Raw genomic sequence first — 24175 nt, 5'->3', positions numbered from 1 at the left:
ATTGAGTGATGATGATGGCTCCTTTAGGTCAGATTGAAGAAATTATGTATGTATGCCAAGAGATTCATCAAACTATAAATAGTGATTTTATGGGATTAGCCTGCTATGGCAAGGACCAAAAAGAGATTCGTTGGAGATATGTATTCGGCAATCAGAGTAGTAAATGGAAAAGGATGACGATTCGATTTGGAAAAGGAATGGCAGGTAGAGTCTTTCAAACAGGGAGTCCGATTACCTACACACATTCTAGTGAAGAAGATGCAATGGAGTATCCCATTATTCTGGCAGAAAAGCTTGAGTATGCCATAGCCTACCCGATTACTGTTCACCATGAAATCTGGGGAGTCCTTTTATTCGGATTTCGAACCCATCAGGAAGGATTAGCATTACAACAAGATAAAATAAAAGATTCAATTAGAAGTTTAGAGCTAGCGGTAAACTCATCCAAAGCTTGAGGAGGGATTGGGATGGATAAAAGGCTTGATTTGTATAATCATCGCTCTTCTGAACAGAAGGGTGTTTCTGGCTCAATAGATGAATTATCCGATTTGAAATTTGCACTAGATGTGTCGGCAATTGTTGCGATCACCGATGAAAAAGGTGTTATAACCTATGTAAACGATAAGTTCTGTGAAGTCTCTAAGTTTCAGCGATCTGAATTAATTGGAAAAACGCATCGGTTAATCAACTCAGGCTATCACTCAAAGGAATTCTTTCGAAGCTTATGGGAGACCATTTTAAGTGGTCATGTGTGGAAAGGTGAAATTAAAAATAAAACGAAAGAAGGCTTGTTTTACTGGGTAGATACGACAATTGTTCCTTTTTTAACTGAAGCAGGAAAGCCTTATCAATTCTTGTCAATCAGATATGAAGTTACGGAAAGAAAAAGGGTGGAAGAAGAGTTAAAGAATATGATGACAAAAATGATCGGTTTACAGGAAGAGGAGAGGAAACGTCTATCTAGAGAACTTCATGATGGGGTTGGACAGAACTTATATAGCTTATTAATTGGAATCAGCCGCTTAAAGAATGAATTGGAGCACCCACTATTAGATCAAATGCATGATGAAACAACTCAACTAATTGAAGAAATAAGAAATATTTCATGGGAGCTTAGACCTTCCGTACTTGACGATTTAGGGTTGGTTCCAGCAAGTAGGTCATTTATTAATCGTTTTTCCAGCCACTTTGGAATTAGTGTACAATTTGAATGTACATTAAAAAGAAGGTTAAGTCATGAAATAGAGACGACCATCTATCGAATTATTCAGGAGTCTTTAACTAACATCAGAAAATATGCAGGTGTTTCTAATGCCTATGTAGAAATCATGGAAAACGAAAATGGGTTAGAGGTTAGTATTAAGGATTCGGGTAATGGCTTCAATACCAACAATCGAAAAGGTATTGGCTTATTTAGTATGGAGGAACGCGCAAAATCAATCGGAGCACAGTTACATATTCACTCTGACAAAGGGAAAGGTACTTCGATCATCTTACATATCCCTATTGATCATAGCAACGAATAAAACACCTAATGTGAAGAAACCATAATAGATTGACTGTAAAAAGGAAGGTTAGCTAATTTCTTAAAGAAGTTGACTAACCTTTTATAATTCCTCTATACCTAAGGCTTTTTTCTAAAACTTTGTTGCTTTTGATGACCCCTTCAAAAAAAACATAGCTAACGCCTAGCTACCATGCTTTGTGTTAGCCAAGCTCTAACTAGTAAGATACCCTCGATTCCCAGTACATAAAGCCTCTAGCTCTTGCTCATCTTTAATCGAAAACAGGAAAGGCGAAGTAATATTCCTTTGATGAAATTCACCTTTTGCTAGTTCAAGATATACATCAGGATATAAGAAATCAGTTACTCTATCATGGCTCCAGTCAAATCCCTGTAGCTTTGGTAGGAGTGTTTGACTATAAATTCCATGTAAAGGCTCGGGTCCTACTTCGCTATTGACCATAACAGATACACCATTTGTTTTTTCAAGCTTTGATAACATAAACATAGCAGCCTTACTTGAGATATAAGGCATACCACATCCAACAATCCAAAAGTATGGATTTTTGGATAAGGATAGGGCTGAATACATCCCACCCAATACACCTTTTCCTTTATAAAAGTCGGTTAAAATTCTAATATCAGAAGGAACTGCAGCAAGATATGGCATAGGGGTAGCTGTCACAATCATGATTTCAGAACAAATTTTCTTCATTTCGTTAATCTGGTAATCAATGATTCTTTCTCCTTTTAAGGGTAAAAAGGATTTTAATGTTCCCTTTATCGTATCCTTCTTTCCGCCAGCTAAGATCACTCCCGTTAACATACGACCACTTCCTTCAACTTCCTTTTTGATTAAATCGGATTGCTATCCTTTCTCAAACTATATCCCGAAAAAAGAGAGCTTGCTGTTACATTCATCACACCCTGTTGATTTTCAAAATAAATAAGGTTTTATTCCTATCCTTTTGGGGGGATTCCCTGATTAAAAAGAAAGATGATTGATTTTATAATGAGGATAAGAAGAAAAACCTAAGAAAACAGGTGATGATAAATGATGAATGTAAATATGACACATGGTGACCATGTTCAAAATACACAAATTTTTTCTGTAGAAAATTTTAATAAAATAGAAGATATTATGTATGATTATAAAGTTTCAACTGGTTCTAATCTATTTTGGGAAGGCGATCCTTCTGACAAATTGTACTATGTGAAAAAGGGAATTGTTAAGTTAACTAAGATGACAGACGATGGTAAGGATTTATCGTTCTACTATTTTGGGCAAGGCGATATGTTCGGGGAGTTTGATACCTTTATTAAGAGTACGTGTTCATTTAGTGCAGTGGCTGTCAATGATTGTGAAATCGGAGTCATTCAACAAAGTGATTTAGAGGTATTGCTATGGAGAGATGGTAGCTTTCCAGTCGAGTTTACAAGATGGATGGGCTTTATGCAGCGCCTAATTCATGTAAAGCTTCGTGACATTTTATTCTTCGGGAAAAATGGGGCATTGGCGTCTACTCTAATCAGAATGTCTAATACCTTCGGGGAAATGGAAGGTAAAACTATTAAGATTACCGAGAAGTTCACCAATACTGATATCGGATGTTTAATTGGCGCAACAAGAGAAACAGTGAATCGAATGATATCTCAATTACGAAAGGAAGAAATCATCGATGTCGATAATGGTTATCTCGTTATTTATGATTTAGATTACTTGAAAAGTATTTGTCATTGTGAAGGATGTCCGAAAGAAATCTGTCGTTTGTAATGTAAGGTTACTCTTTGGCGTAAAAAACCTAGTAATGAATCTAGTACCACCTTAGTAATATCTATATCAATAATGAGGAATGACTCAGTTTAGAGTATAAAATGCTTAGAGAACACAATACTCTGAGCATTTTTGTGATTGGTTACTAAAATCACTTTAAGATAAAGAAATATATAAGAGACTATAACAAATACGGGCTCCTACCATCAATTTATGTAGGAGGCCCCCCTTTCTTGTTAACTATTTAAGAAGAGTTTATAGATAAAATTTATTAATTGTTTTGGATAACTCTTCATATTGATTAAACATTTCTTTATATATTTTGTGGTTATGAGGATTAGGTGTAAAATGCTTTTGCATAGGTATGAATGATTTAATTTCTGCCAGACTATCTACTTCACCAATCCCATATAGAGCCATCCATGCAGCCCCCCATGCAGAGCTTTGATGACTTATGGGAACTTGTACTTCCTGATTAAAGACATCAGCTGTAAGTTGAAGCCACAACGGAGATCTTGCAAAACCACCACTAGCAAGAAGGTTAGTAGGTTTACCTGCAATCCGTTCCAAGGCCTTTCCCACATGGTAGACACTATAGATAACCCCTTCGAGCCCAGCCCGAATGATATGTTCCTTTTTATGGTGGATCGATAATCCAAATAAGTTACCTCTCATCTTGGCATTCCACATGGGAGCTCTTTCTCCATTTAAATAAGGTAAAAATAATAATCCGTCTGCACCTGGCTCTACTTTTGCAGCTAAAGCTGTAAGTTCTTCATAGCTTTCGGTACTAGAAAGTGTTTCTTTTATCCATCTGAGTACAATTCCACCGTTGTTAGTCGGCCCACCGATTAGTGAGAGCTTCTCCGTTAAGGCATAACAAAACGTTTGCTGTGACGGGTCTGTCTTAGGACTCGAAATAAGTTGTCTTATGGCACCGCTTGTACCAATGGTAATGGCAACTTCACCAGGATTAATGGCTCCAACTCCTAAGTTGGCAAGCGGACCATCGCTTGCTCCAATGACGAACGGAATATCTACTGGTATACCCATAAGTCCAGCTGTTTGTTTATCGATTCCAGTTAGTACGGTTTCAGGAGATACGGGCTTAAACAATTTGCTCTCGGAAATTCCGGCAAGTTCTAGTGCATCCTGATGCCATGTCAAGGTTTCTAAATCTAGTAAACCTGTAGCTGATGCGATTGCATAATCAACAACCATAGTACCGAACCATCGGTATAAAAGGAATTCCTTAATTGATACATAGTAATCAGCAGCCAGATAGGGAGGGAACTTATTGTCTTTCATCCACCTTAATTTTACGAGTGGTGACATAGGGTGAATTGGGGTTCCTGTAAACTGATAGATGAAACTATTAGTTTCCTTTAATTGGTCTGCCTGGAGTGAAGCCCGGCCATCAGCCCATGTAATAGAGGCAGAAAGGGGTTGTCCCTCTTTGTCCATACATATTAACGAGTGCATGGCTGCCGATAAACCAAATGCCAGTACCTCAGTAGCCTGAAACTTCCCAGATTCAAATAATGTCCGGATTACATTAAAGGATGCCTGTTCAATTTCAAGAGGGTCCTGCTCGGCATATCCGGGGCTTGGAGTATGTAAAGGATATTCAACTTCCTTTTCATCTATGACTCGTCCTAATATGTTAAACGCAACTGCTTTTACGCTTGTTGTTCCGATATCAAGTCCAATTATAATTGATTTCGTCAACTGCTTTACACCTACTAACTTGTTTATATTTTACTTAATAGTCCTATTAAAGTTTGTTGTTGATTTCCGTTCCAGGACACTCGCTTTCCGCGGGTGGGTTCGGGAGCCTCCTCGGCGCTCACTCCTGCGGGGTCTCCCTCACCACGCTTCTCCCGAGAAAAAGCTCTTTCCTTTTTCCTAGCAGGAGTCTCGTGTCCTTCCACTTCAATCAACTCTGCTAAAATCAACACTGTTTTAAAGAATTACATTTTAAACTATTGAACCACACTTTTCACTATATAAACGATTTTTAACTGTAATATAAAACTATTTATTTCTGTAGTGTATGTGATGTTGATAATAATTACAGTTTATGAGGATTCTACCTAATTGTATATACTAACTTTATAAAATGGGAATTTATGTTAAAGTTATGATAAGATTGATATTTTATTTATTGGGAGGATTCAGATGACTAGTCTTTTATTTGGAGCAGTGGCTGGAGTACTTACATTTATTTTTGCAGGTGAACTCAGTGAGCTATTTATAACAAACATTCTCTTGGGTATAATTGCGGGTAGACTAATGGATAAGAGGTAAAGGGGAACGATTATGACAACAAGTAATAAGGAGTTAGGACTAGAACACCGTAAAGTGTTACTCAGTACTCTACAAGCTCGTTTTGAGAAAAACATGAACCGTCATGTTGGTATAGAATGGGCTGAAGTTAAAGCAAAGCTTGAAGCGAATAATGAAAAACTATGGTCCCTTCATGCAATGGAAGAAACGGGTGGTGAACCGGATGTTGTTGGTTATGATCAACAGACGGGTGAATACATATTTTATGATTGTTCAGCGGAGAGTCCTAAAGGTCGTAGAAGTGTATGTTATGACCGTGAAGCACTCGAGACAAGGAAAAAACATAAACCGGAGACTAGTGCTATAGATATGGCTGATTTCATGGGCATTAAGATTTTAACCGAAGAAGAATACCGGGAGTTGCAGAAGCTCGGAAGTTTCGATAGGAAAACGTCGAGCTGGGTAAAGACACCTGATACCATCAGAAAACTTGGCGGGGCCATCTTTTGTGATTGTCGCTACGAAACGGTCTTCATGTACCACAATGGAGCAGATTCTTACTATGGGGCAAGAGGGTTTCGTGGATTGCTAAGGGTCTGAAATTTTAATCCTAAGAAAAAGTAAAGGACATTGAGGAGAAGCACCTCTATGTCCTTTACTTTTTTTATATGCCTTTTTGTATTCTCGTTAAGCTTTCCAGAACGTGTAAGTATTCTTGCCGTTATCCTTTGATTGATAAAGAGCAGAATCAGCTCTCTTAATGAGGTCTTCAGGGCTTAGATTCTCTCCATGAAAGGAGGCAATCCCGATGGAAGTGGTAATAAAGACTTCCTTGCCACTGATTAGAATTGGATTTTTAAGTTTCTCGTGAATGACTTTAGCTATGCTACTTGCCGTTTCAGAAGTAGCCGGAGCTGAAAGAATTGAAACAAATTCATCACCACTAATACGGCAAACCTGATCAGAGGTACGAAATGAATCTTGAAGTCTTTTTGAGAATTCTACCAAAACTGTATCACCTGCAGCATGGCCGTAATAATCGTTAACTTGCTTAAAATGATCGATATCAATATACATGACCAACATCGTTTGAAGCGTAGCTTTAGCAATAGCCATCTCTTCTTTTAAAAGCTCAGTAAATTGATAGCGGTTTGGTAGGCCTGTGAGTGTATCATGAAAGGCTAGATACTTTAATTCTTCCTCATATTTCTTCCGATCACTAATGTCTCTGGATACAATCATTGTTTTAGGCTCATCGTTATCAAACACATAAGAAGCTTTTACTTCCATCCAGACAATTGATCCATTTGCGTGGAGGTATCTCACCTCTGTCTTAAACGGTTCTTCAGTTGTTTTTAACTGGTTGAGCATTTCCAAGAAGTGAGGCACATCGCCTTCATAAATCCATTTAACGATATTGTTGTTTCTATATTCTGAAGCTGTGTAACCCAGGATTGTCTGGATAGAAGGTGATATATAGGTAATAATCCCTTGCTTGTCTAACACTTGAATTAGGTCGGACGTATTTTCAGCTATAAATCTATATTTATTTTCATTTTCAACTAAGAGACGCTGGGCTTCGACTTGTTTGGTTACATCTTTATACATAGCGACAATTAACAAAAGGTCACCTTGTTCATCTAGAACTGGACAATAAGATGAAACAATATCAATTAATTTACCGTTCTTTGTGACTCGCTGTGCTTCGTAATAGAGAATTTTTTCTCCCTTATGCATCTGATCTAAAAATGGTTTTTGATCTTTGATTAGGTAATCAGGAATGATAGGAGGCGTTGGATCATTTACTAGCTCTTCAGCTGTGTATCCAAGAACCCGTTCGAATGCAGGGTTGGCTTTTAAAACAGAGCCATTCGGAGCAATGAGAAAAATAGCATCGTTGGTATTGTTCCAGATTAACTCTAGTTCATCTTTAGATGTAAAAATATCCGGATTGGTATAAGGGATGTTCGTGTTAACACTCATGACAGATGCCTCCGAGTCAAACGTTTTCATAGTATTACAGATTGAACCTTCAAGTACTATGATACTAGATAGGAATCATTTTAAAAATACTACTTAAGGGTATATCTGTCAAAAAAAAGAAATTTTACATTAAAAAATAATTTGAAAAACTTGTAATATTTTGTCTTGAATTATGACAAAGATTCATTTAAACTGAAGTAAGTTCAATTAGAAGATACCATATGTTGTTCTGTGTTTTGTTCTAACAACTAAATATTGTGTTTGTCGTAAGTGTAGATGCCATTAGGCTTAAAAAGGGAATTTGGTTAAATGCCAGAGCTGCCCCCGCAACTGTAAGTGCTGACGAAATGAAGATACCACTGTGATTTCAGGATCATGGGAAGGCTTCATTGGAGGAGGAAGCATGAGTCAGGAGACCTGTCTTGCTTATAAATTTCACTTTTTCGGGGATGGAGAAGATGAGATGGTGACACAGTTGAAGTCTATTTTCTTCTGGTGGAATCGTTTCATCCGTTCATTCAATTGAGCGGTTTTTTTTATTTTAGCTCTGTTAAAGTAGAGTGTTGATTTTTAGCAGAGTTGATTGTAGTGGAAGGACGCGAATATATAAGGATCCTCTACTAAGGGCTGCCACGTCCTGTGGCAAACGTAGAGGTCAGCACATCCTGTGCAAGCGCGGGAGAAGCGTGTTGAGAGAGACCCCACAGGCGAGAATCGCCGAGGAGGCTCAAAGGATCTTCTGCTAAGGTCGCTCACGTCCTGTGAGCAACCCAGAAGCCAGCACATCCTGTGCAAGTGCGGAAAGCGAGTGTCCTGTAACGAAAATCGACTTGAAGTTTAACATAAACATAGCCTTTATTTTCGTACATACAGGGAGGAAATAGGATGACAACAGCTATAAAACCAGAATTAACAGTAGTACTAGACGCAATCGAGTATGCATCAAATCAGTACCAATTAGATAGTACTGATCTAAAAAATCGAATTTTACAAAGCCAATATACAGTAGACGAAGCTAATCAAACTGCATTATTTTATGCATTAAATAATATTAAAATGGATGAACCAAACTGGACATATCTAGCAGCAAACCTTTTTTTAAAGGAATTGTATCGGAAGGCCGCTCACAATAGAGGGTATGAGGAATCTTCTAAATACGGTAATTTATATCATTTAATCGCTGAATTAGTAGAAAAGGGAATCTATTCTACTAAACTATTAAATGAATATACACAAGAAGAAATGAACTACTTAGAAAAACAAATTAATCCTGATCAAGACTATCTGTTCAACTATATTGGATTGTTTCTATTAGCGGACCGTTATTTAGCTAGGGATCATGATCGCAATGTCTATGAGCTTCCTCAGGAGAGATTTATGATCATCGCTATGACTTTAATGAGTAAGGAAAACAAAGAAAACCGTCTAGAGCTGGTTAAAGAAGCCTATTGGGCATTAAGTAATCTATACATGACCGTAGCAACCCCAACTCTATCAAATGCAGGGAAGAGCTTTGGACAATTATCCTCTTGCTTTATTGATACCGTTGATGATTCCTTAGATGGAATCTATTTAAATAACTGGGATATTGCCCGTCTTAGTAAGGACGGTGGTGGAATTGGAATTTATTATGGCAAGGTACGTGCGTTAGGATCTGATATTAAGAAATTTAAAGGGAATTCCTCTGGAGTAGTTCCATGGATTAAGCTTCTTAATGACACAGCTGTGAGTGTAGATCAGCTAGGTCAGCGTCAGGGTGCCATTGCCATTTACCTCGATGTATTCCATAAGGATATTATGAATGGCTTTTTAGACTTAAAGACGAATAATGGTGATGAAAGAAGAAAAGCTCATGACATTTTTACCGGTGTATCCATTCCCGATTTATTTATGGAAAAGCTTGGTGAAGTAGATGAGAGTGGTAGAAGTGTCGGTGAATGGCATGCATTCTGTCCACATCAAGTAAAGCAAATCATGGGCTGGAAGGATGAGTTTGGAAATTTACTAGGTTTAGAGGATTTCTATGATGAAACCGATCGTAAATACTTTACAGAAAAATATGAAGAGGCAGTGAACCATCCTCTACTTCCAAGGAAGACGTATCGTGCCATGGAGATTATGGCGCGAATCATGGTATCTCAACTTGAGACGGGAACACCATATATGTTCTATCGTGATGAGGTAAATAGACAAAACCCTAACAAACATTTAAATGGAACAGGTCGAACGTCGATATTCTGTAGTAACCTATGTACAGAAATTGCTCAAAACATGTCTGCAACGACGATTGTTAATGAGTACGAGGATGCGGATGGAAACCTTGTCATTATCCGTAAGCCAGGTGACTTTGTCGTTTGTAATCTATCATCTATAAATTTGCCAAAAGCTGTTCGTCAACAGGTGCTAGACCGCGTAATCAAAATTCAGGTACGTATGCTAGACAATGTGATTGACCTTAATACCATTTCAGTTGGACAGGCAGAGAAAACAAATAAGAAATTTAGAGCAGTAGGACTAGGAACTTTTGGGTGGCATCACCTTCTCGCCTTAGAAGGAATCCACTGGGAATCGGAACAAGCTGTTGAGTATGCAGATAAGCTATATGAAGAAATTGCATTTAATACCATTCAGGCTTCTATGGAATTAGCGAAGGAAAAGGGTGCTTATAGCAAGTTTGATGGATCTGAATGGCAAACAGGTCAATACTTTGCAAGAAGGAACTATCAATCTCCAAGATGGAATGAGTTACAAACTCAGATCAACGAGAATGGTATGAGGAATGGGTGGCTGATGGCAATTGCACCGAACTCTTCAACAGCCAAAATTGGAGGTTCGACGGACGGTATTGATCCACTATACTCAGTTGAATATGCTGAAGAAAAGAAGAACTTTAAATTTAAGGTAACCGCACCAGACTTAGATCACAATACTTACAATTACTATCGTCGTGCCCGTCATGAACTGGACCAACTATGGAGCATTAGACAAAATGCAGCAAGACAGCGCCATGTCGATCAGGGCATTAGTTTTAACCTATATGTCCGACATGATATTAAAGCCAAGGAGTTATTAACACTTCACTTAGAATCATGGAAGCAAGGGTTAAAAACCACCTACTATGTTCGCAGTACATCTCAGGCTGAAATTGAAGAATGTGAAGCTTGCCACAGCTAAGTTTAGATAAGGAGAGGTCATTATGAAAGCTGATACACCTTTGAGAAAAATTAAACTAATGAACCCAGAGTTTCCAAATAAAGCAACTGGATTAATAAATGGGGAATCTTCAGGACTCTTAAACTGGAACGATATTGCTTATCCGCAAATGTATACGATTTATCAGACACTATTATCAAACTTCTGGAAAGCACAGGAGATTAATATGCAGGATGATATTAAGCAATGGGATCTACTATCAGCCAAGGAGCAGGATGTATTTTTACGTATTAATACACAGCTAGCTTCCTTAGACAGCCTGCAGACTCCGACGATGAGTCAGGTCATGGATTATGTAACGGACCCGAGCTGTAAAGCCATATTTGCTGTTATTTCTCAGCAAGAGGCTGTTCATAATGAATCATACTCCTATATTTTAAGCTCGCTCGTACCACTACGTGAGCAAAATGAACGCTTTAATCAGGCTAAAGAAGACCCGATGGTAATGAAGCGGAACAATGTCATTTTAGAGTCTTACGAGAAATTTAGAAAAGAGCCTACTATTCAGCACTTATTTGAGCTTTGTGTGAATTCTATTAATCTTGAAGGAATCTACTTTTATGCAGGCTTTGCCTTTTTCTATAATCTTGCTCGCCAGCAAAAGATGCTGAAAACAAGTACAATGATCAGTTATATTCAGCGAGATGAAATGCAACACGCTTATTTTACATCGATGTTTTTGCGAATCTTACTTACAGAGAATCCAGCCTTAAATACAGATGAAAATATTCAATATTTATATAACACGATTGATCAAGCGGTTCAGCTTGAAAAGGAATGGGCTGAGTATATTTTAGCTGATATTGAAGGGATTGATGTAGCGGAATTTGAAGGCTATATTGAATACCTTGCGAATAAGCGTCTTCGCCAATTAGGCTTATCTAACCTATATGAAGACCGGGACAACCCAATGCCATGGATTCATGTATTTAGTGATGAAATGATTAATGAAACCAAGTCTGATTTCTTTGAACAAAAATCACGAACGTATACAAAGGTAACCCAGTCCAACGGGTTCGATGAATTGTAGGTGAGTAAACATTGAGATTGGCTATTATCTATACTTCTGGTACAGGAAACACTGAGGAGGTTGCCTCCATCATTCACTCCTATATAGGTGGAGAGCTTTATAATGTCCATCATTTTCCTTTAACCGATTTAGAGAAGTATGATGCTGTTCTAATCGGAAGCTATACTTGGGGAAATGGCAATCTACCTAGAGAGATGATTCCTTTATATCAAGCGTTTGAAGCTCAGGACGTAGAACATGTGATTACAGGTGTGTTTGGTACAGGTGATAGTTTTTATCCGAATTTTTGTGGAGCTGTTGATGAGTTGCGAGATATGCTCTCGTTCCATACTAATCTAGCCGTTACATTGAAGATTGAACAAAGGCCTCAGCGTGAGGATATAGAAAAATGTAAACTTTTTGTGGACCGTATTCTAGCAAGATGGAATATAAAGAAAACGGCTTAACCATAAAGAAAAAACAAAAATGGTCAACCCTTGTTACTTGGGTTGACCATTTTTTTATAATAGTTTTATTAACCTAGTAGAAAGGTTTTTGTCGAAATCTATCAAATTATGTTTAGTGCTTCTGAGTCCGGGTAAATAATAACTGTACGCTACTAAAACAAGGAGGAGATTAGAAAATGAGAAAAATTTCGAAATTTTTAGTACCCACTTTTGTATTAGGGCTGATACTAGGAGGATTCGGAATAGCAGCAAGTGCCGCAACGGTTACGGTTCAGTCAGGTGATACGTTATGGGGCATTGCCCAGGAACATGATGTGACAGTAGGTGAATTGAAGGAAATGAATAGTGACTTAGATCCACGGGCAATCCCGGTAGGAACGGAAGTCATGGTAAGTACGAATGAGGAAGCAACAAACGATACAAGTGTTGTTACGCATGTTGTTCAACCAGGAAACACTTTCTATGAGATTGCTAGTGTCTATGACGGTGTAACAGTAGATGAATTGCTTGATTTAAATCCAGATGTTGATCCAAATGCTTTAACCGTTGGTTCTGAAGTAATAGTTGTTCATCACCAAAATCAATCAAATAATGAAGCAGAAGTAGTTTATCACACCGTTCAACCAGGAAATACCTTCTATGAAATTGCTAGTGTCTATGATGGAGTTTCAGCAGAAGAAATTATGACAGCAAATCCAAATGTAGATCCCCTTTATTTACAGATTGGCTCCCAAATTACAATCCCATTAAAATAATAGAAATAGCTAAGAGACCCTAATAAGGAGGGTCTCTTTTCTATGACTTTATTAAGGAATATATTAACCGCTTACATAAAAAGGATGATTTATTTAGTAACCCTTGTTAAAATATAACCTATACTTATTGATGTCGTAATTTAGGATTGAGGATATAAACATGACAAACGCTACCTATTCACCCTATATATTATTTGATCGAGAAAAGTGGGCAAATCTACGCTTTAATACGCCTTTAACCTTAACTGAAAAAGAAATAGAAGAATTACGAGGGTTAAATGAACAACTATCGATTGATGAGGTAACAGAGGTATATTTACCCCTGACACGTCTATTAAATTTATATATAATCGCTTCACAGCAGCTTCATACCGTAACAGATACCTTCTTTGGAGAACAAACAAGAAAGGTTCCTTATATTATTGGGATTGCAGGGAGTGTCGCTGTTGGAAAAAGTACAACGGCTCGTATTATACAAGCGCTATTATCACGCTGGCCAAACCATCCTAAGGTTGATTTAGTAACTACTGATGGATTCCTTCATCCAAACGCCGTACTAGAGGAACGCGGACTTTTAGGAAGAAAAGGATTCCCAGAGAGTTATAATATTAAAGAACTGATTAATTTCCTATCTAGAATCAAGTCCGGTGAAGCACATGTGAGAGCTCCGATCTATTCGCATTTATACTATAATATTATTCCGAATCATTATATCGAAATTAATCAGCCTGATATTGTTATTGTCGAGGGGATTAATGTACTCCAGACACCAAGGAACGAAGATGAGAACTTCCCTAGTGTTTACGTATCTGATTTCTTTGATTTATCGATCTATGTAGATGCGGAAGAGGATGATATCTCAAGATGGTATGTTGAGCGATTTAAACTTCTGCGAAAAACAGCATTTAAAAATCCGGTATCCTATTTTAATAAATATGCCAATCTAACGGAACAAGAAGCCGAGGATACAGCAACCGACATATGGAATCGAATTAATAAAAAGAATCTGGAGCTTAATATAAAGCCTACCAAAAACCGTGCTGACATTATCTTGAAAAAGAGCACGAATCACTATATTTCATCTATTAAACTTAAGAAGATGTAAACGAGGGATTCAAATTTATACGATTTTAACATAGTACGGGTTTAACTTTTCCTCGAAAAATATAACAAATCAAGTAAAAAAACTGCTAAAATTGTTATAAAATTTTAGTAGTTTTTATTTATAATAGCTCTTTTCAGCCAAGAGATTAAGGAGTAAGTAGCATGACAGATACACATACAATTAGCAAACTTATTAATCACTCTTCCGTTTTAGATAATGGTGGTACTCATATTCTTTATATGTACCTGCTTCAAAAGAGTGACAGAGCGCATAGTGAGAGTAAAATGGTATAAGTAATAAAATGGGTCAGTTTAAAAACACTGGCCCATTTTTCGTTGTTATAGGTTGTTTGCATCTCGCTATCTAAACTACCCATTCAAAATTTTGTCACAATCATAACGTTTGAAAAGATATATCTAAGTAAAATAATTGACGGTTTTAGTATTCACATATTATAGTTAGCAGTGTTAATAGTTAATGATGTGAACTAATTTGGACGAAGGTGAGTTTTTTGGAAAAAAACGGTATTGAAGAATTGATTAATAAATATATCGAATATTCCTTCTCAGTAACAAAAAAGGCAGAGAATCTGATCAGGAAGGAAATCGGTGATGATCTGACAACTGAGCAACACTATACATTAAAATACATACATCGAGTGGGGGTATGCACCTCAACAGAGCTAGCTGATGAATTTGATGTAAAGAAAAGTGCAATTACTGGAACCATTAATCGCTTAGTGGAACGAGAGCTGATTGATCGAAAACGAGACGAAGGTGATCGTCGGGTCATATACTTATCCCTTACTCCGAAAGGCATTGAGGTATATAAAAAAACACAGCAACAAATATATGGCATTGTAGAAGAAATCATAACGAAGTTTGATAAACAGGAGATAGATAGTTTTTTACAGACATATGAAAAATTAAATCAAATTCTAATTGAACTAAAAGACTCAAAGCAGGAGGAATTAAAGTGAAGTCGATTATAAAAGGTAAATGGTTAGTTTTGGGAATTTGGATTGCTTTAATTGTTGGACTGTTCATGATTGCCCCAAATATGGCGGATCTTGTCCGTGAGAAGGGGCAGATTTCTGTTCCAGAAGGCTATTCATCAACATTAGCTAATGAAATTATGGGAAATATCCAGAGTGAAGAAGATGCTGGTGATACCTCTCAAGTCGCACTTGTATTTCATAGTGAAAACAAAATGACAGGTGAAGAGCTATCAGAGGTAGAGGGAGCGATTCAAACTTTAGAAGATCAAAGTAAAGAGCTTGGAATTACAACTATTCTTTCCCATTTTAAAGAAGAGAGCTTAGCTGAACAATTAGTTTCTGAGGATGGTAAAACGATTCTTACTTCTATCACGATTGATTTAGAAGGAAAAGAAGCAACAGAAGTAACAGATTCGTTATATAAAGCAATTGAAGATACAAGTGTTGAGCATTACTACACAAGTAGCTGGATGATTGATCAGGATCTAATGACAAGCTCACAGGAAGGCTTGAAGAAGACAGAAGGTATTACGCTTGTCTTTATTCTAGTCGTTTTATTACTTGTTTTCCGCTCTGTCATTGCGCCAATTATTCCACTAGTTACTGTAGGGCTTACGTACTTAGCCTCACAATCTATTGTTGCTATATTAGTAGACACGATGAATTTCCCGATATCCAATTTCACTCAAATCTTCCTAGTGGCTGTTTTATTTGGAATTGGAACTGATTATTGTATCCTGCTTCTTAGTCGTTTTAAAGAGGAAATGGCACATAATGAAAGCATTACAGATGCAATTATTGAGACCTATCGTCATGCAGGGAGAACCGTGTTCTTTAGCGGACTTGCCGTAATGATTGGATTTGCAGCAATTGGTTTTTCAACCTTTAAGCTTTATCAATCAGCTTCAGCAGTAGCAGTTGGAGTAGCGCTTCTATTAGTAGCTTTATTCACAGTCGTACCTTTCTTCATGGCTGTTCTAGGGAAAAAGTTATTTTGGCCAGCTAAAGGTAGTCTTGAACATAAAGATAATGCACTTTGGGGTGTCGTAGGTCGTTTCTCTCTGAGAAGACCGGTCATTTCATTATTAATTGTTGCAGGAATTTCTGTTCCATTTTTAGTGACGTATGATGGAGATATTTCGTTTAATTCCCTTGAGGAAATTGGCGATGATGTGAAATCAATAAAAGCATTTAATTATATTGCAGATGGATTTGGACCAGGTGAATCCATGCCAACGCAAATCGTGATTAAGAATGATGAAGCAATGAACTCTTCCGAATATATCGCCATTGCAGAAGAAATAAGTCAAGAACTTGAACGAGTAGATTTAGTTGGAACAGTTCGTTCGATTACACGTCCAACCGGTGAACCGATTCAGGAATTATTTGTTGCATCACAAGCAGAGACTCTCCAAGAAGGAATTGGAGAAGGTAATGATGGGATTAAACAAATTAGTGATGGTTTACAAGAGGCAGGTAGTCAATTATCCAAATCAGAACCACAACTAGAGGAAGCTACAGAAGGAATTAGCAGTTTAATTTCCGGAACGAATGAGCTTAAATCAGGAGTTATCCAGCTTCAAGCAGGCTTGAAGGAAATTGAGGGTGGTTTATCACAAGGAGCAGCAGGCTCTGAGCAAATTAAAAATGGATTACAAGATATAAAGGCAAATGCTGAAAAGCTAGTTGCTGGAAGTAAAGAGCTGTTAGCGGGTTATCAGCAAGCTGCTACAAATTTATCTGGATTAGAAACAGGTTATACAGGAATTGGTCAAGGACTACAGGGTTTATCAGGAGCACTTGCTTCCTTAACGGAAAGCTTTGAAAACCTAGAAAATAATCCAACCTACTCTGGTATTAATGAAAATGACGATTATAAGACCATCAAAGGTACTGTTCAAAATATTCAAGGCCAAATTGCTGGTTTAGCTGGTTCGATGGAAGAACTAAATGCCGGTCTTGGTCTAATCCATAGTGGTGTGGTAACAGCCAATGACTCGTTCTCTACAATCATTGAAGGGCATACAGCGCTAATTGCTGGAATGGAACAGCTTATAAAAGGTATTGAAGAACAACAGACTGGATTACAAGCTATGGCAAACGGCCAAGGCACCATTATTTCTGAGCTCCCAGGTGTTACAAATGGTCTTACAAGTATTAATGCTGGTCAAGAGCAGTTGTTAACAGGATTTAGTGATATAGGCTCTCAGCTTGGCCAATTAACTGGGGGACTTACTCAAAGTGCGGACGGATTAAATGAAGTATATGAAGGGTTAAATTCTGCACAGGATTATCTAGCAGACCTTTCTGAGTCAGATGAGCGAGTAGGTTTTTATATCCCAGATGACGTTTTAGAAAGTGAAGACTTTGAAGAGGCATTAAATGCATATATGTCAAGTGATCGTAAGGTAATGACCATCGATGTGATTTTTGAAGAAAACCCTTATTCAAATGAGGCAATCGCTCAAGTCAATCAGTTAGAGGAAGCAGTTGCACGTGTGACAAAGGATACGAAATTAGAAAATGCTGTCGTGGCAGTTGGTGGAATTACGAGTACAAATGCTGACTTATCAAGTATGTCGAGTGCTGATTACTCGAAAACTGTACTTTATATGTTAATTGGGATTTCTATTATACTTGTATTCTTATTTAGATCATTAATCATGCCACTCTATTTAATAGGTTCTTTAATTTTAACCTATTATACATCGATGGCTATTAATGAAGCGATATTTGTTAATCTACTAGGGTATACGGGGCTTAGCTGGTCGGTTCCATTCTTTGGCTTTGTCATCTTAGTTGCTCTAGGGGTGGACTATAGTATTTTCTTAATGGATCGATTCAATGAGTATAAGGACTTATCCGTTGAAGAGGCTATGCATTTATCTATGAAGAAGATGGGAACAGTTATTATTTCAGCAGCCGTCATACTAGGTGGAACATTTGCTGCGATGATGCCATCTGGTATGCTATCTCTACTTCAAATTGCATCGATTGTTTTAGTCGGATTATTCCTATACGCTTTAGTCGTGTTACCTTTATTCGTACCAGTAATGGTGAAAACATTCGGTAAAGCAAACTGGTGGCCGTTTAAAAGAGCATAGGTAATCAATAAGACTAGTGGAGGTTGAAAAAACCTTTGCTAGTTTTTTTGTTTTGGAAAGAGTTATTAAAGTCGCCGATATAGTGGTGAAATTGCCGATATAATCACCCAAGTCGCTGATATATAGCGAAAGTCGCTGATATATAGCGAAAGTCGCTGATATAAAGGGTGAAGTCGCCGATATAATCGCCAAAGTTGCTGATATGGCGGAAGTCGCTGATATAATCGCCAAGTCACTGATATAAGGCGGAACTCGCTGATAAAGGGTAAAGTCGCCGATATAACCGCCAAGTCGCTGATATGGCGGAAGTCGCTGATATAAAGGGTGAAGTCGCCGATATAATCGCAAAAGTCGCTGATATAAGGCGGAAGTCGCTGATATAACCACCAAGTCGCCGATATATGTGTCAACTTAGCCGATATCACAACAAGAGCAGGTGGTATAACCGGTGTTACACCCAATCATAGTTGCGAGACTAGAGGATTCACCTCAGTTTATGACTATTGCAGATCCAAAACACTCAAAAATACCAACAACTACTCTTTAACCTTTATAATAAAGATATGAATGTACAAGTAGAGGTGAAAAAACATGTCGTCTAAAAGAATAATCATTGCTGGAACTGCCAGCGGTGTTGGAAAGACCACCATAACGATTGGAATCATGGCTGCCTTGCATAAGCGAGGGCTGATTGTTCAGGGTTTTAAGTGTGGTCCGGATTATATCGACCCTGCCTATCACTCCGCTGTTACGAATCGTCCCTCTCGTAATCTAGATAGTTGGATGTTAGATGAAGAAGTGTTAAAAGATATCTTCATTCGTGGACAGGCTGGAGCTGATATATCAATTATTGAAGGGGTGATGGGCTTTTTTGATGGAGAAAGTCCAACCAGTAATGCGGGTAGTACTGCTGAAATTAGCAGTATAACAGATACACCTGTAATCCTGATTGTAGATTGCTATAGTATGGCAAGGAGTGCTGCGGCAGTCGTAAAAGGGTTTCAATGCTTTGAAAATGATTCAAGAATTGCCGGAGTGATTGCAAATAAGGTTGGCGGTTTTGGTCATTTTCAGCTAGTAAAAGCAGCCATTGAAAAAGAATGTGGGATTCCGGTTATTGGCTACTTATCTAAAGATACATATATCGAAATGCCTGAACGTCACCTCGGCTTAGTTCCATCCATTGAACGAGGAGAGCTAGATTCCTATTTTAATCAACTAGCCGAAACTGTAGAAAAAACGATTGATTTAGATTTGCTCCTAAGACTCGCGCCACCAAGTAAAACGTTGGCAATCACCCATCACCACTCAATTTTCACACCTAGGAAAAAACAGATGCAAGTAAGAATAGCTGTAGCAAAAGACGCAGCCTTTAATTTCTATTATCAAGAGAATCTAGAGCTACTCGAAGCATATGGAGCTTCATTAGTCTATTTCTCGCCTTTAAAAGGAGAGACTTTACCAGAGCATGTCGACGGGCTCTACATAGGAGGTGGGTTTCCTGAGGAATTCGCTGATGAATTATCACAGAATAGAGAAGTCCGAGAATCTATTAAACAAGCCATATTAAATGGATTACCTACACTGGCTGAATGTGGTGGTTTTATGTATTTAGCAGAAAGTATGGTCACAACTAGTAAGCAGGAGTATGAGATGGCTGGAATTATTCCAGGTAAAGTTGTCATGAATCCTACTCTTACGTCAATTGGCTATCGAGAGGTAAAGGGGGAGCCAGGTAACTACTTATTGCCAGATGGAGTCACCGCAAAAGGTCATGAGTACCATTATTCTAGCTATGAAGCGAATGACATGGATGATCAATCAACTTTTGCCTATCAGACGAAGGGGTATTTTAAGGCAGGGAAAGAGGGTTATATGAGAAATCATTTAATTGCAGGTTACACACATTTTCATTTTGCATCCTGCCCAGAGATGGTTAGGAATTGGATCAAACTGTGCGAGGAGAGAAGACAAGATGAATAAAGGGCTGCCAATCATGATTCAAGGTACTCATTCTGACGCAGGTAAAAGTGTGCTTGCGACAGCCTTTTGCCGAATTTTTAAAGAGGATGGATATGTAACAGCACCTTTTAAATCACAAAATATGTCACTTAATTCGTATATTACAGTTGATGGTAAAGAAATTGGCCGAGCGCAAGGTGTTCAAGCGGAGGCAGCAGGGATTGCTGCCACAACGGATATGAATCCAATCTTAATCAAGCCGACTAAAGAGTACGAGTCTCAAATTGTTGTCCACGGTAAACCATTGCGAAACATGAAGGCAGGGGAATATCGCCAGGATTATTTTGACACGGGGCTTGGGATTATAAAAGAATCATTAACAAATCTACTGTCTAATTTTGAACGAGTCGTAATTGAGGGAGCAGGGAGTCCGGCTGAAATTAATCTAAATGACCGTGAGCTCGTTAATATGAGAGTCGCTAAATTAGCAAATGCACCCGTTATTTTGGTAGGGGATATTGATAAAGGTGGGGTTTTTGCCAGCCTTGTTGGGACTTTACAGCTACTAGACCAAAGTGAACGTGACCGTATAATAGGTGTCATTATAAATAAATTTCGGGGAGACTTAACTCTACTTGAGCCAGGACTTACTTGGTTTGAAGAATATACAGGGAAACCCGTACTTGGAGTCATTCCGTTTCTGCCTAATTTAAGAATAGATGCAGAGGATTCAGTTGTTTTAAATCAATACCAAACAAAGAGAGATTTAACAAAGGATATTGATATTGCTGTTGTTCGTTATCCCATGATCTCAAATTTCACTGATATTGATCCATTCTTCATTGAACCAGATTGCCATGTGCGGTTTGTAACAACTGCTAGTGAATTAAATGATCCAGACCTTATTATTCTTCCTGGAAGTAAGAATACGATTGAAGATTTGAAGTATTTAAAGGATACAGGCATTCAAGGCGAACTTTTAGAGCTAGTGAAGGAAAAAGGATCCATGCTAACGGGTATTTGTGGTGGCTATCAAATGTTAGGGAAAACGATAGCAGATCCGATTGGTGTTGAAACTAATCCACAAACGATTACTGGTTTGGGCTTATTACCTATTAATACGACCATGATTAAAGAAAAAAGAACGGTTCTTTCAAAAGGAAGATTGTCTTTTGAAGGTAAAAGTATTGAGGTAACAGGCTATGAAATCCATATGGGAAAAACAGAGTCAGACCTAACTTTGTCACCATTAATTCAAATGGAAGAAGGTACAGATGGTTGCAAAAGTGAGAATGAAAAAATAATTGGTACCTATTTCCACGGTATTTTCCATAATGACTCCTTTAGAGAAATATTGCTTAATAAGATTAGAAAAGAAAAGGGACTTTCTGAAATATATGGACGTGCTTCATTTAATAAACTGAGGGAGACTGAATTTGACCGACTTGCTAGTCATGTAAGAAAGAATGTGAATCTTGAACGAATTAAGGATAAAATGATTGAATTTGCGACCCAATCATAAAAGGGAAAATGGCCGGAGGAATCAAGTTCCGGCCATTTTTCTAGAGATCAGCATATAGCCGATTCAGCCTATCTTCCAACAAACATTTGGGTCCAGTGATGTCCGTTTTGCTGATAGCCTACTCCAATATGGGTAAACTTATCGCTTAAGATATTTTTACGGTGTCCTTCACTATTCATCCAAGCCTGTACGACTTCTTCAGGTGACCGTTGACCTTGGGCAATGTTTTCCCCAGCTGTGTTATAAGTTACTCCAAAATCCCTCATCATATCAAATGGTGATCCATAAGTTGGACTTGTATGTGAGAAATAATTGTTTTTTTGCATATCAGTTGATTTCTCTCTTGCCACATTACTTAATGATGTATCTGCTGCTAAATCCTTTAAACCGTTCTTACGTCTTTCTGCATTGGTTAGCTCTATCACTTTTGATTCAAACTCACTTATAGCTGTATTTGGTGCAGTTTTCTGCTCAGCTGTTTCTTGAGCTGGCTGTTCAGCAGGTTTTTCTTGTGGCGCAGCCGCTTGCTGTTGTGTTGCCTGTTGTTGCTCTTGCGTTTGTTGAGCTTGGGATGTTCCCTGTTGATTTTGAGCAGTAGCGTTATTTTGTTTCATTTGATTCTGTGTGGCAGCATTTTGTTGCTGTCCTTGTTGAGCGGCAGTTAAGTTTTGCTTGTTTCCTTGGTTTGCTGCGTTTTGGTTCATTCCTTGTTGGGCTTGTTGATTTGCTTTACCTCTAAGTCTTGTTTGGGCTTGGTCTATTAGGCCTTGTGCTTTAGCCTTAATATCGTCAACCTTAACATGTTTGTATTTTGCTTCCTGAATCAGGATTGCTTTTGTGTGTGGATATTTATTGCTAGAAATATCCGTTACATCAGCCGAAATGTTAGCACCTGGATTTTCTAATTCGTGCTCAATAAACGGTTGGTCATTGACATTACGGCCAAATTGAAAATCATCATTGTTATCATTTTGTCCAAATCCTTCACCATTTGTAACATTTCTAGTGTTAGCTCTTCCATCATTGGTGTCCATATTGGTATCCATGTTGTTTCCGTTATTGTTTCTTGTATTTGCTGTATTTCGATTGTTGAATCTTTCGGTGTTGTTCGTAGTATCGTCTTGATAATTAGCGTAATTTCTATCTGCTGTTGTATTTGTATATCCGTGGTTTACATTTGTTACGTATTCATCAGCTGTGTGTCGTGATTTTAAAAGAGTATCGTTTTGTTGTCCAGTGTTGCCTGCAGCGCCTTGATTCATATTATTATTACAAGCAACTAGTAACACTAAAAGCAGTGAGGTAAGTATGGTCAGTATTTTTTTATTAATCATCTTTGAAGCCTCCTAAGGCTGGAATTTTTATTCGTTATAGTTTTGATTTTTTTCTATTGGATTATGGCTGGTAATTTTCGTGAAGATTGGTAACCCTTAAATTAGGAAGGTGACTACACAACAGGTAATTTTATCCTTCTCTTTAGTTTAGTGAATAGAATAGACCTCCAACTTAACAATATATAATAATGAATGATGTAAAGGGGATCTAAAAATGTCATTAACTCCAGAGCAGAGAATTGAATTACATGGTTTTAATAATTTAACGAAGTCACTAAGCTTTAATATGTATGATATTTGCTATACGAAGACGAAGGAAGAAAGAGAAGCTTATATAAACTATATAGATGAGCAATACAATGCTGAGCGATTAACACATATATTATCAACAGTAACCGACATGATTGGGGCGCATATCTTAAATGTTGCCAAGCAGGACTATGTTCCACAGGGATCAAGTGTGACAATTCTCGTGTCTGAAGGTCCAGTTGATGAGGCACCTAAGGAAGCGTTTGAAGAATCACCGGGTCCATTAGGGAATGCGGTTGTCGCAAACTTAGATAAAAGTCATATAACGGTTCATACCTACCCTGAATATCACCCTGCTGACGGTATAAGTACCTTCCGAGCAGATATTGATGTATCGACTTGTGGAGAGATTTCTCCTCTTAAAGCCTTAAACTATTTAATTCACTCTTTTGAGACCGATGTAATGGTGATTGATTACCGTGTTCGAGGCTTTACGAGGGATGTACAAGGTCATAAGTTGTTTATCGATCATGAAATCAATTCGATCCAAAACTACATCCCTGAAGAAGTGCAGAGCTTATATCATATGATTGATGTGAATGTATATCAGGAAAACATCTTCCATACCAAATGTAGACTTAGACAATTTGATTTAGATAATTATTTATTTGGACATCGTAAGGACTCCCTATCTGAAGAAGAACAGAAGCAAATTTCAAAGCTGTTAAAAACTGAAATGGAAGAGATTTTTTACGGTAAAAATATCACTCAATAAAAAGAGAACCTTCCGTTTTGAAGGTTCTCTTTTGAATTGAACAATCATTAAAACATTACAAATAAAGCAATAAATTACTTTAATCTTAGTAGTAAAGACCAATTGAACCAATGTTTAGACTGCACTTGTTTGGTGA

General features: G+C 37.8%; 21 protein-coding genes and 1 riboswitch. Of the genes, 17 read left to right on the top strand and 4 right to left on the bottom strand.

The window, feature by feature from the left end; all coding sequences use genetic code 11:
• Positions 1 to 5: 5 nt before the first annotated feature.
• Together M1D60_RS17865 and M1D60_RS17860 are read left to right on the top strand one after the other, a co-directional pair.
• Positions 6 to 455 (top strand): GAF domain-containing protein, encoded by a 450-nt coding sequence (locus M1D60_RS17865; protein ID WP_456276185.1) that lies wholly within the window; start codon positions 6 to 8, stop codon positions 453 to 455.
• Positions 456 to 467: 12 nt separating this feature from the next.
• The gene (locus M1D60_RS17860) at positions 468 to 1526 is read left to right on the top strand and encodes a PAS domain-containing sensor histidine kinase (RefSeq protein WP_456276184.1); all 1059 of its coding nucleotides are present in this window, start codon (positions 468 to 470) and stop codon (positions 1524 to 1526) included.
• Between the two features lie 192 nt (positions 1527 to 1718).
• Here M1D60_RS17860 and mobA read toward each other — a convergent pair whose 3' ends face one another.
• Positions 1719 to 2330 (bottom strand): molybdenum cofactor guanylyltransferase, encoded by a 612-nt coding sequence (gene mobA / locus M1D60_RS17855; protein WP_456276183.1) that lies wholly within the window; start codon positions 2328 to 2330, stop codon positions 1719 to 1721.
• A 228-nt stretch (positions 2331 to 2558) separates the two neighbouring features.
• On the opposite strand from mobA, the gene M1D60_RS17850 reads away from it, so the two are divergent.
• Positions 2559 to 3278: a Crp/Fnr family transcriptional regulator gene (locus M1D60_RS17850; protein WP_456276182.1), complete on the top strand. Its 720-nt coding sequence runs from the start codon at positions 2559 to 2561 to the stop codon at positions 3276 to 3278.
• A 255-nt stretch (positions 3279 to 3533) separates the two neighbouring features.
• Here M1D60_RS17850 and M1D60_RS17845 read toward each other — a convergent pair whose 3' ends face one another.
• Positions 3534 to 5006 (bottom strand): gluconokinase, encoded by a 1473-nt coding sequence (locus M1D60_RS17845; protein WP_456276181.1) that lies wholly within the window; start codon positions 5004 to 5006, stop codon positions 3534 to 3536.
• Positions 5007 to 5456: 450 nt separating this feature from the next.
• Here M1D60_RS17845 and M1D60_RS17840 point away from each other — a divergent pair, with 450 nt between their 5' ends.
• Entirely contained in the window at positions 5457 to 5585 is a 129-nt protein-coding gene (locus tag M1D60_RS17840; RefSeq protein ID WP_456276180.1) for a hypothetical protein, read from the top strand.
• A 12-nt stretch (positions 5586 to 5597) separates the two neighbouring features.
• Positions 5598 to 6164: a DUF4256 domain-containing protein gene (locus M1D60_RS17835; protein ID WP_456276179.1), complete on the top strand. Its 567-nt coding sequence runs from the start codon at positions 5598 to 5600 to the stop codon at positions 6162 to 6164.
• Between the two features lie 87 nt (positions 6165 to 6251).
• On the opposite strand, the gene M1D60_RS17830 is transcribed toward M1D60_RS17835, so the two are convergent.
• The gene (locus M1D60_RS17830) at positions 6252 to 7547 is read right to left on the bottom strand and encodes a diguanylate cyclase domain-containing protein (protein WP_456276178.1); all 1296 of its coding nucleotides are present in this window, start codon (positions 7545 to 7547) and stop codon (positions 6252 to 6254) included.
• A 256-nt stretch (positions 7548 to 7803) separates the two neighbouring features.
• Positions 7804 to 7986, top strand: a riboswitch (cobalamin riboswitch).
• Between M1D60_RS17830 and M1D60_RS17825 the strand changes: the two genes are divergently transcribed.
• The 11 genes from M1D60_RS17825 to M1D60_RS17775 all read left to right on the top strand — a co-directional run bounded on the left by M1D60_RS17825 (position 7951) and on the right by M1D60_RS17775 (position 21681).
• Positions 7951 to 8073: a hypothetical protein gene (locus M1D60_RS17825; protein ID WP_456276177.1), complete on the top strand. Its 123-nt coding sequence runs from the start codon at positions 7951 to 7953 to the stop codon at positions 8071 to 8073. Its footprint overlaps the riboswitch before it by 36 nt.
• A 359-nt stretch (positions 8074 to 8432) precedes the next feature.
• On the top strand, positions 8433 to 10721 hold the full coding sequence (locus tag M1D60_RS17820; protein WP_456276176.1) for a ribonucleoside-diphosphate reductase subunit alpha: 2289 nt from the start codon (positions 8433 to 8435) through the stop codon (positions 10719 to 10721).
• A 22-nt stretch (positions 10722 to 10743) separates the two neighbouring features.
• On the top strand, positions 10744 to 11790 hold the full coding sequence (locus tag M1D60_RS17815; RefSeq protein ID WP_456276175.1) for a ribonucleotide-diphosphate reductase subunit beta: 1047 nt from the start codon (positions 10744 to 10746) through the stop codon (positions 11788 to 11790).
• An 11-nt stretch (positions 11791 to 11801) separates the two neighbouring features.
• Entirely contained in the window at positions 11802 to 12236 is a 435-nt protein-coding gene (locus M1D60_RS17810) for a flavodoxin domain-containing protein (RefSeq protein WP_456276174.1), read from the top strand.
• Between the two features lie 176 nt (positions 12237 to 12412).
• A complete protein-coding gene (locus tag M1D60_RS17805) occupies positions 12413 to 12991 on the top strand; it encodes a LysM peptidoglycan-binding domain-containing protein (protein WP_456276173.1) in 579 nt (192 codons plus the stop codon).
• A 160-nt stretch (positions 12992 to 13151) separates the two neighbouring features.
• On the top strand, positions 13152 to 14096 hold the full coding sequence (gene coaA / locus M1D60_RS17800) for a type I pantothenate kinase (protein WP_456276172.1): 945 nt from the start codon (positions 13152 to 13154) through the stop codon (positions 14094 to 14096).
• Positions 14097 to 14257: 161 nt separating this feature from the next.
• A complete protein-coding gene (locus M1D60_RS17795; RefSeq protein ID WP_456276171.1) occupies positions 14258 to 14389 on the top strand; it encodes a hypothetical protein in 132 nt (43 codons plus the stop codon).
• Positions 14390 to 14607: 218 nt separating this feature from the next.
• Positions 14608 to 15075, top strand: coding sequence for a MarR family winged helix-turn-helix transcriptional regulator (locus M1D60_RS17790; protein ID WP_456276170.1), 468 nt, complete (start codon positions 14608 to 14610; stop codon positions 15073 to 15075).
• Positions 15072 to 18197 carry an MMPL family transporter gene (locus tag M1D60_RS17785; protein WP_456276169.1) on the top strand — a complete coding sequence of 1042 codons (3126 nt, stop codon included), beginning with the start codon at positions 15072 to 15074 and terminating at the stop codon, positions 18195 to 18197. The genes M1D60_RS17790 and M1D60_RS17785 overlap by 4 nt, the downstream gene beginning before the upstream one ends.
• 591 nt (positions 18198 to 18788) lie before the next feature.
• Complete coding sequence (locus M1D60_RS17780; protein ID WP_456276168.1) at positions 18789 to 20180, top strand: cobyrinate a,c-diamide synthase; 1392 nt, start codon at positions 18789 to 18791, stop codon at positions 20178 to 20180.
• Positions 20173 to 21681 (top strand): cobyric acid synthase, encoded by a 1509-nt coding sequence (locus tag M1D60_RS17775; RefSeq protein ID WP_456276167.1) that lies wholly within the window; start codon positions 20173 to 20175, stop codon positions 21679 to 21681. The genes M1D60_RS17780 and M1D60_RS17775 overlap by 8 nt, the downstream gene beginning before the upstream one ends.
• A 68-nt stretch (positions 21682 to 21749) precedes the next feature.
• Here M1D60_RS17775 and M1D60_RS17770 read toward each other — a convergent pair whose 3' ends face one another.
• Entirely contained in the window at positions 21750 to 23015 is a 1266-nt protein-coding gene (locus M1D60_RS17770; RefSeq protein ID WP_456276166.1) for a CAP domain-containing protein, read from the bottom strand.
• A gap of 214 nt (positions 23016 to 23229) precedes the next feature.
• On the opposite strand from M1D60_RS17770, the gene speD reads away from it, so the two are divergent.
• The gene (gene speD / locus M1D60_RS17765) at positions 23230 to 24039 is read left to right on the top strand and encodes an adenosylmethionine decarboxylase (protein ID WP_456276165.1); all 810 of its coding nucleotides are present in this window, start codon (positions 23230 to 23232) and stop codon (positions 24037 to 24039) included.
• Positions 24040 to 24175: the final 136 nt, after the last annotated feature.

It is taken from the genome of Bacillus sp. AK128 (assembly GCF_053903075.1).
This window is presented reverse-complemented; position numbering and strand designations above follow the sequence as displayed.